Raw genomic sequence first — 8,797 nt, 5'->3', positions numbered from 1 at the left:
GATGTTGACTTCGATCAGGTCCTGCTCGGTCATCCAGTCTTGCGCCAGAAACGGGCCGCAGGTGCCGATACCGGCGCAGTTGACCAGCAGATCGATCTGCCGGTCGCCCTCTTCCAGTTCCAGCAAAAAGCCGGACAGGCGCAAAGGCTCGCCAAGGTCGCAGGCACGAAACAGGACTTCCACGCCAAAGCGCTGGGTCAGTTCGATCGCGATGCTTTCCAGCTGATCACGCTGGCGGGCCACCAGAATCAGGCTGCGGCCGCGCCGGGCCAGAGCTTCGGCCATGGCCAGGCCGATGCCGCTGGAAGCGCCGGTGATCAGAGCGTAACGGGTCATGCATTTCTCCATCGCAACAGCCCCGCGCCAGCGACGCAGGTGTCACGGCGGGGAGCGTTGTTCATTCTTTCGCAGAGTCTACAGGGGCCGGGGGCGCTTCGGCTGCATCGTCCACGGAATTCGCAGGTTCAGTCTCGACCTCCACTTCATCGGTGGTGACCGAGCCGCTTTCATAGCTGCTCTCGAGGTTGGTTTCATATTCTTGCTGAATGGCCGAAATACCGCCGAGCATGCCGCCGGCAAACACCAGGGCGAAGAACACGATCCAGAGCGAGCACAGTATTTTGACCGCCGTGCTGTTGGGTGGCGGTGGCGGGCCGTAACGGTTGGCGCCGGTATTGCCCGGCAAGACCATGATCACCAGCGGGAAGAAACTGCCCACGAACGGCACCAGATTGAGCAGCCATAGCCAGCCGGACCAGCCGATGTCATGCAGGCGCTGCACGCTGAACAGGATGCTGACAATGATGAAGCCCAGAAACAGGAAAAACGCAAAAAGCCCGCCAATGATCAGGCCGGTGGTGGAGTCGCCGCTGACCAGGCCAAGGCCGATGAATGCAAATATCGCCACGATCGGCAAAGTCACCAGGCTCAGCACCATGGTCCAGGCCAGAAAGCGCAGGCGACCGATCCGGCCCTCGACGCTGAAGGGCTTGAGTACCGCGAATGCTGGAAGGCTCTCGCCAACGTTGGCTCGAGGGGGCGCGTAAGGTGAGGTGGGTTCGTTGAAGGCCGTAGGTTGTTCATGCACGTCCGACAGGCTCAATTCGATCGCCGTTTCATTTTCGATCCGCGCATCGATCCCGGTTTTGCTCAGTGCTTGCAGATAGGTCTGGGCGTCACTGTGGCTCAGGTCGCGCTTGAGGGCGACGGTACTGCCGTTGAACAGGCGCTCGATGGCCGTGACATCGCTTTTGAACAGCGCCGCCAGATTGAGCTTGGCGGTGGTGAGATCGACACCGGGCTGTAGAGCACCGTCGAAAACGATCTTGTAACGGGGTTCGCTCATGGCCGAGGCATCCTTGTCGCGAATGAATTGAAGGTCAGCAAGTGTAAGGCCAGTCGGTCGGTGACTGGCCTGATTTTTCTCAGCGTGGCCAGCGCTTCGGCAACTGCGCTGCACGTTCCTGCGCCCGACGATATTCCGCGTCGAGCCGCGCGATCAACTGATCCACGCTCGGCAGGTCGTCAATCTGGCCTACGCCCTGGCCGGCGGACCACACGGTCTTCCAGGCCTTGGCTTCGTCGTTGATCGGTTTGAGCTTGTCGCCGAAATTGACCTCGCCCTTGCCTTGCAAGGCAGCCATGTCGAAGCCCGCAGCCTCAAGGCTTTGACGCATGAAGCTGGCCGGTACGCCAGAGACCGCAGGAGTATGAATGATGTCCGCGGCTTTGGCCGTCAGCAGCATGTCCTTGTAAGCGTCAGGCGCGTGACTTTCGGTGGTGCCGATAAATCGCGTGCCGAAGTAGGCCAGATCCGCGCCAAGCAGTTGTGCAGCCAGAATCTCATGGCCATGGTTAAGACATCCTGCAAGCAACAGGGTTTTATCGAAAAACTCGCGGATTTCGGCAATCAGCGCAAACGGGCTCCAGGTGCCGGCATGGCCGCCGGCGCCGGCCGCGACGGCAATCAAACCGTCGACTCCGGCTTCGGCGGCTTTTTCGGCATGGCGGCGCGTGGTCACGTCGTGGAATACCAGGCCGCCATAGCTGTGCACGGCATCGACCAGTTCCTTCACCGCGCCGAGGCTGGTGATGACAATCGGTACCTTGTGCTCGACGCAGATGTTCAAATCCGCCTGCAAGCGCGGGTTGCTGTTATGCACGATCAGGTTCACCGCATACGGCGCGGGATTGTCGAGTGTCGCCAGGCCCGCTTCAATCTGCTCCAGCCAGGCCTTGAAGCCGCTGCTTTCACGCTGGTTCAGCGCCGGGAAGCTGCCGACCACACCATTACGACAGCAGGCGAGCACCAGCTCCGGGTTGGAAATCAGGAACATCGGCGCCGCCACCACGGGCAGACGTAGACGTTGTTCGAGCAGAGCGGGCAGCGACATTGGAAATCCCCCGAGGTGTGATGCCTGTCATGAAATTAGAACGGCTTGACCACGACCAGAATTACGATAGCCAGCAATATCAGAACCGGCACTTCATTGAACCAGCGATAAAAGACATGGCTGCGGGTTTTCTCGCCACGGGCGAAACGTTTTACCTGCGCGCCGCACATGTGGTGGTAGCCGATCAGCAGGATCACCAGCGTCAGCTTGGCATGAATCCAGCCGCCCATGCTGAAGATGCCCGGGTTGAGGTAGATCAGCCAGCCGCCGAAGATCAGCGTGGCGATCATCGCCGGGCCCATGATGCCGCGATACAGTTTGCGCTCCATGACGCTGAAGCGCTCCTTGCTGAGCGTGTCTTCACTTTGTGCGTGATAAACGAACAGTCGCGGCAGGTAGAACAGCCCGGCAAACCAGCACACGACGCTGACGATGTGAAAGGCTTTGATCCATAGATAGAGCATTTTTGATTATTCCCAGGTTCACGGTAGCCGGGATAGTAGAGGCTTGAGCGTCCGCACGTCACCTTGACGGTTGTCGCAGGGGCGCGCGGCCCCTATTATCGACGGCTTTCCAGTGGGTTCGTTGAGGGCAGGTTTATGGTCAAGGTCGGTATCGTCGGCGGCACGGGTTACACCGGTGTCGAACTGCTGCGTCTGTTGGCACAGCATCCGCAGGCAGAAGTGGTGGTGATCACTTCCCGATCCGAGGCCGGTCTGGCCGTGGCTGACATGTACCCGAACCTGCGCGGCCACTACGACGGCCTGGCATTCAGCGTGCCGGACATCAAGACGCTTGGCGCTTGCGACGTGGTGTTCTTCGCCACCCCGCATGGTGTGGCCCATGCGCTGGCCGGTGAACTGCTGGCGGCGGGCACCAAGGTCATCGACCTGTCCGCGGACTTCCGTCTGCAGGACGCTGAAGAATGGGCCAAGTGGTACGGTCAGCCACACGGTGCACCAGAGCTGCTGGACGAAGCGGTCTACGGTCTGCCGGAAGTCAATCGCGAGCAGATCAGGAAGGCGCGTCTGATCGCTGTGCCGGGTTGCTATCCAACCGCTACACAACTGGGTTTCCTGCCGCTGCTTGAAGCGGGCCTGGCTGATACTTCGCGCCTGATCGCCGACTGCAAATCCGGCGTCAGCGGTGCTGGTCGCGGTGCGGCTGTAGGCTCGCTGTACTCCGAGACGTCGGAAAGCATGAAGGCTTACGCGGTGAAAGGTCACCGCCACCTGCCGGAAATTCGCCAGGGCCTGCGTCGTGCTGCCGGTAAAGATGTCGGTCTGACCTTTGTCCCGCACCTGACGCCAATGATCCGTGGCATTCACTCCACGCTCTATTCGACCGTGGTGGATCGTTCCGTGGATCTGCAGGCGCTGTTCGAACAGCGTTATGCCAACGAGCCGTTCGTCGATGTAATGCCCGCCGGCAGCCATCCGGAAACCCGCAGCGTGCGTGGCGCCAACGTCTGCCGTATCGCGGTTCACCGTCCGCAGGATGGTGATCTGGTGGTGGTGCTGTCGGTGATCGACAACCTGGTCAAAGGCGCGTCGGGTCAGGCGGTGCAGAACATGAACATCCTGTTCGGGCTGGATGAGCGCTTCGGGCTGTCCCACGCCGGCATGCTGCCGTAACACTTTCGGCAACACAGCAAAAAGGCCCGTCAAACGGGCCTTTTCGCATTTTGGGCAATTGGTCGGGTTTATTGATATACCGTAACAATAGTTGACCGATTTTCTAGGACAAGCGGATAATGCGCGTCATCACGCATTATGGCGGCGTAACGCCGGGAGATAGTCAGCATGAGCGTCGAATCCTTCACCCCCACGGCTTTGCAATTCACTCAAGGTGCTGCGCACAAGGTGAAGAGCCTGGTCGATGAAGAGGGGAATGATCGCTTGAAGCTGCGCGTATTCGTTACGGGCGGCGGTTGTTCAGGGTTTCAGTACGGCTTCACCTTCGATGAGGATGTGGCCGAGGATGACACCATCGTCGAGCGCGAAGGCGTGAGCCTGGTGGTCGATCCGATGAGCTTCCAGTACCTGGCCGGTGCCGAAGTCGACTACCAGGAAGGTCTGGAAGGTTCGCGCTTCGTGATCAAGAACCCGAACGCCACCACGACCTGTGGTTGCGGCTCTTCGTTCTCGATCTGATCGCACCTCGCTGCACACAATAAAACGCCGCAGAGCCTTACGGTTCTGCGGCGTTTTTTGTTGCCTGCGTTTTGTTCAGTTCGGGTAGATGGCGCCGAGTACCCGCAGGCCTTTGGCGCCGGTGACGCTCGGGCGGTTGGCGGCAATGCCTTCGAGGCAGCAATGGGCGAGCCAGGCGAAGGCCATGGCCTCGACCCAGTCCGGATCGACACCGTGAGTGGCGGTGCTGGCGACTGTAGCGTTCGGCAGCAGGTCGGCAAGACGCTTCATCAGCGTGGCGTTGTGAGCGCCGCCGCCGCAGACCAGCATTTCCCTCGTATCGGATTGAGCGCTTTGCAGCGACTCGACGATGGTCTGCGCCGTCAGTTCGAGCAGTGTTGCCTGAACGTTTTCAGCAGGGAAATTCGGCAGATTTGAGAGATGGTGCTCCAGCCACGGCAGGTTGAACACCTCCCGGCCAGTGCTCTTCGGGCCTTTGGTCACGAAGAACGGGTCGCTGAGCAAGGCTTTCAGCAAGGCTGGCTCGACCGTGCCGGTGGCTGCCCACTGGCCGTTGCGATCAAAGTTGTCGCCACGTTGCTGGTGAATCCAGGCATCCATCAGCACATTCCCAGGGCCGCAGTCGAAACCGGCTACAGGCCTGGTCGGCTCAATCAGACTCAGATTGCTGAAACCGCCGACATTCAAGACCGCACGGTTGCCGGTACGCTCTTCGAACAAAGCCTCATGAAAGGCTGGCACTAGCGGCGCACCTTGGCCGCCAGCGGCCACATCGCGACTGCGGAAGTCGCTGACCACGGTGATGCCGGTCAGCTCTGTCAGCAGTGCAGGATTGCCGATCTGCACGGTGAAGCCGCGAGCGGGCTCATGGCGAATGGTCTGGCCGTGGCTGCCGATCGCGCGAATGGCTTCAGGCTTTAGATGCTGCTGATCGAGGAGGGAATGAATGCCCTGTGCGGCGAGTTGCACCCAGTGCTGCTGGGCGATCGCCGAGCGGGCGATCTCGTCGGGGCCGCTGGCGCACAAGCTCAGCAGCTCGGCGCGCAGGTATTCAGGCATGGGAATGTAGTGGGTGGCGATCAGTTTGATCGCCGAGGTCTGCTCGATCAGGGCGATGTCCAGCCCGTCGAGACTGGTGCCGGACATCACGCCGATATATAGAGCCATGGCTTAACGCTTGCTCGAAGCCAGCATGGTGGCCTTTTCCTGGTCCATGCGTGCCATTAATGGCTGGCTCTGCGCAAGGAAGCGTGCACGCTCGGATTTGGCGATCGGATCGGCCATTGGCAGCTTCTGGCCGAGTGGATCGACGTGAACGCCATTGACCTGGAATTCATAGTGCAAGTGCGGCCCAGTAGACAGGCCGGTGGTACCAATGTAGCCGATCACCTGACCCTGCTTGACGCTGCCGCCGGTTTTCACGCCTTTGGCGAAGCCCTGCATGTGGCCATAAAGCGTGCGGTAGGTATTGCCGTGCTGGATGATCACAGTGTTGCCATAACCACCGCGGCGGCCGGCCAGCAGTACTTTGCCATCGCCCGTCGCCTTGATTGGCGTACCGCGTGGTGCGGCGTAATCAACACCTTTGTGGGCGCGGATCTTGTTGAGGATCGGATGTTTGCGACCCATGGAGAACTTCGAGCTGATGCGGGCGAAATCTACAGGAGTGCGAATGAATGCCTTGCGCATGGCGTTGCCGTCAGCGGTGTAATAACTGCTGTTGCCCTGTTTGTTGGTGTAACGCACGGCGGTGTAGGTCTTGCCGCGGTTGGTGAAGCGTGCAGAGAGAATCGGGCCAGTGCCAACGGCTTTGCCATTGACTACTTTCTGCTCGTAGATCACGTCGAATTCATCGCCCTGACGGATGTCCTGAGCGAAGTCGACGTCGTAGCCGAAGACGCTGGCCATATCCATCGTCAGGCTGTGGGACAGGCCTGCGCGGGCAGCGGATTGTGACAGGGAGCTATTGATCACGCCGTGCACGTAAGCCGTGCGAACGGTCGGCCTGGCTGTTACGCGGTTGAATGCATAGCCCTTGTCATTCTTGGTCAGGGTAATGGTTTCGACGTCGCTGACTTTGCTGTGCAGGCTGGTCAGTTGGCCTTCCGGATTCAGTTCGAACTCGAGCTTCTGGCCGTGCTTGAGCTGGCTGAACTGTTTGGCTTGTTTGTCGCTGGCCAGGACTTCATGTACGGCAGCGGCTGGCAGACCGACTTTCTCGAACAATGTAGAGAGCGTATCACCCTTGGACACGATGACTTCGCGGTGTCCCGGGGCTTTCGGCTTTTCGGCAACCGGAGCGGGTGCAGGTGCGGCTTCTGCTGTTTTCGTAGTGTCTTCGGCGCTGTTTTCGATCTGCGCGAACGGCGAGGTTACTGGCTCATTTGTGGCTTGAGCCGCATCAGCAGCGTCTTGATCTTGTGTCAGTTGTTCAGCGGGGCTTTCCAGTTCAAGGCTCAGAGTCGTCTTTTTGGCTTCAACATCACTGGAAGGAAATACCAGGAGCGCCAGGCTAAGAAGGGCGGCGATTCCACTTGCGGCGAGCAGGTGGGTCTTCGGGTAAAGCGGTGGCGCTTTAGACGGTTCAGTGGTCATAAGTAATTTTGACTTTGAAAAAAGATGAATTGGAAAAGATGAATGACATGATGAAGATGAAATAACTGTATAAAATATAACCAAATCATCCCCGAAGCAAGTCTACAGACACCCTGTCTGTGGATTGGTGTCCGTGCGCCGGGCAAAACTTGTAATTGGTGCACGATCTTGTATGGTTGGTTCCCTTTGAATCTGAGCCTTGCGGGTCTGTTATGAAGTCGGTTGAAGAGCAGCTAGCGCTGATTAAACGTGGTGCGGAAGAACTATTGGTCGAGTCCGAGCTGATCGAGAAGCTCAAGCGCGGCCAGCCGCTGCGTATCAAGGCTGGTTTCGATCCAACCGCCCCGGATCTGCACTTGGGTCACACCGTGCTTATTAATAAGCTGCGCCAGTTCCAGGAGCTGGGGCATCAGGTGATCTTCCTTATTGGTGACTTCACCGGAATGATCGGTGATCCGAGCGGCAAGAGCGCCACTCGCCCGCCTTTGACTCGCGAGCAGGTTCTGGAAAACGCAGAGACTTACAAGACTCAAGTGTTCAAGATTCTTGATCCGGCGAAAACCGAAGTTGCCTTCAACTCCACCTGGATGGACCAGATGGGGCCGGCGGATTTCATTCGTCTGACTTCGCAATACACTGTCGCGCGTATGCTCGAGCGTGATGACTTCGACAAGCGTTACACCACCAATCAGCCGATCGCCATTCACGAGTTCCTCTACCCGCTGGTTCAGGGTTATGACTCGGTGGCTCTGCGAGCGGATGTCGAGCTGGGCGGTACTGATCAAAAGTTCAACCTGCTGATGGGGCGTGAGCTGCAGCGTGGGTATGGCCAGGAAGCTCAATGCATTCTGACCATGCCGTTGCTCGAAGGTCTGGATGGCGTGAAGAAGATGTCCAAGTCGTTGGGCAACTACGTCGGCATCCAGGAGGCGCCGGGTGTGATGTACGGCAAGCTGGTATCGATCCCGGATGCGTTGATGTGGCGTTACTTTGAACTGCTCAGCTTCCGTTCGATGGATGAGATCAATGCCTTCCGTGCAGATGTAGAGGCAGGGGCTAACCCGCGAGATATCAAGATCAAGCTGGCGGAAGAGATTGTTGCTCGTTTCCACGGTGAAGAGGCGGCAGCCAACGCTCATCGCGCTGCGGGTAACCGTATGAAGGATGGTGAGCTTCCGGATGACCTGCCTGAGATTGAGCTGGCTTCTGTTGAAGATATGCCGATTGCGGCTGTCCTTAATAAGGCAGGCCTGGTGAAGAACTCGGCAGCGGCGCGTGATCTGTTGGCTTCTGGCGGGGTGCGTGTTGATGGTGAGGTGGTTGATCGCTCCTTTATATATGTACTGGGCGCGACCCACGTTTGCCAGGCGGGCAAGAAGGCGTTTGCACGTATCACGCTGAAAGCTGAATAAAGTTTGAAATAAGGGTTGACGGCGAATTTTAGAAGTCTATAATTCGCCCCACTTCCGGCGCAGTCGAAACGGAAAACTCCTTGAGATTCAATGAGTTATGAAGTTTTCGGCAGCGAGTTGCTTCAGTTCATCGAAGCCTGGAAGGGGTTGAAGGGGCGGTGATGTCTGGCTCTTTTGACGGTTCGATCTTCTCGGTCGAAAGCGGTGAAAAAGAGGTGTTGACAGCAGCGTGTAACGCTGTAGA

Annotated in this window: 9 protein-coding genes; 3 read left to right on the top strand and 6 right to left on the bottom strand. The window is 58.5% G+C overall.

Features of this window, described 5'->3' with window-relative positions:
• The 4 genes from DBR18_RS29745 to hemJ form a co-directional block, all read right to left on the bottom strand.
• Positions 1 to 336: SDR family oxidoreductase (locus DBR18_RS29745; protein WP_256588850.1), on the bottom strand; the 336-nt coding region annotated here is incomplete at its 3' end.
• A 61-nt stretch (positions 337 to 397) separates the two neighbouring features.
• Positions 398 to 1,345 (bottom strand): DUF805 domain-containing protein, encoded by a 948-nt coding sequence (locus tag DBR18_RS22595; RefSeq protein ID WP_108591983.1) that lies wholly within the window; start codon positions 1,343 to 1,345, stop codon positions 398 to 400.
• A 79-nt stretch (positions 1,346 to 1,424) separates the two neighbouring features.
• Positions 1,425 to 2,393: a nitronate monooxygenase family protein gene (locus DBR18_RS22590; protein WP_108591982.1), complete on the bottom strand. Its 969-nt coding sequence runs from the start codon at positions 2,391 to 2,393 to the stop codon at positions 1,425 to 1,427.
• A gap of 35 nt (positions 2,394 to 2,428) precedes the next feature.
• Positions 2,429 to 2,857 (bottom strand): protoporphyrinogen oxidase HemJ, encoded by a 429-nt coding sequence (gene hemJ / locus DBR18_RS22585; RefSeq protein WP_108591981.1) that lies wholly within the window; start codon positions 2,855 to 2,857, stop codon positions 2,429 to 2,431.
• 135 nt (positions 2,858 to 2,992) lie between these two features.
• Between hemJ and argC the strand changes: the two genes are divergently transcribed.
• Together argC and erpA are read left to right on the top strand one after the other, a co-directional pair.
• The gene (gene argC, locus DBR18_RS22580) at positions 2,993 to 4,027 is read left to right on the top strand and encodes an N-acetyl-gamma-glutamyl-phosphate reductase (RefSeq protein WP_108591980.1); all 1,035 of its coding nucleotides are present in this window, start codon (positions 2,993 to 2,995) and stop codon (positions 4,025 to 4,027) included.
• A 168-nt stretch (positions 4,028 to 4,195) separates the two neighbouring features.
• Positions 4,196 to 4,546 (top strand): iron-sulfur cluster insertion protein ErpA, encoded by a 351-nt coding sequence (erpA, locus tag DBR18_RS22575; RefSeq protein WP_003228776.1) that lies wholly within the window; start codon positions 4,196 to 4,198, stop codon positions 4,544 to 4,546.
• Positions 4,547 to 4,621: 75 nt separating this feature from the next.
• Here erpA and DBR18_RS22570 read toward each other — a convergent pair whose 3' ends face one another.
• The gene (locus tag DBR18_RS22570; protein ID WP_108591979.1) at positions 4,622 to 5,713 is read right to left on the bottom strand and encodes an anhydro-N-acetylmuramic acid kinase; all 1,092 of its coding nucleotides are present in this window, start codon (positions 5,711 to 5,713) and stop codon (positions 4,622 to 4,624) included.
• A 3-nt stretch (positions 5,714 to 5,716) separates the two neighbouring features.
• Complete coding sequence (locus tag DBR18_RS22565) at positions 5,717 to 7,141, bottom strand: peptidoglycan DD-metalloendopeptidase family protein (protein ID WP_108591978.1); 1,425 nt, start codon at positions 7,139 to 7,141, stop codon at positions 5,717 to 5,719.
• A 212-nt stretch (positions 7,142 to 7,353) separates the two neighbouring features.
• Between DBR18_RS22565 and tyrS the strand changes: the two genes are divergently transcribed.
• Positions 7,354 to 8,553, top strand: a complete 1,200-nt coding sequence (gene tyrS, locus DBR18_RS22555) for a tyrosine--tRNA ligase (RefSeq protein ID WP_108591977.1) — start codon at positions 7,354 to 7,356, stop codon at positions 8,551 to 8,553.
• Positions 8,554 to 8,797 lie beyond the last annotated feature (244 nt).

Origin of the sequence: Pseudomonas sp. HMWF021 (genome assembly GCF_003061005.1) — a bacterium.
GTDB lineage: Bacteria > Pseudomonadota > Gammaproteobacteria > Pseudomonadales > Pseudomonadaceae > Aquipseudomonas.
The sequence above is the reverse complement of the archived record's forward strand: the minus strand, read 5'-3'. Positions and strand labels throughout refer to the sequence as shown.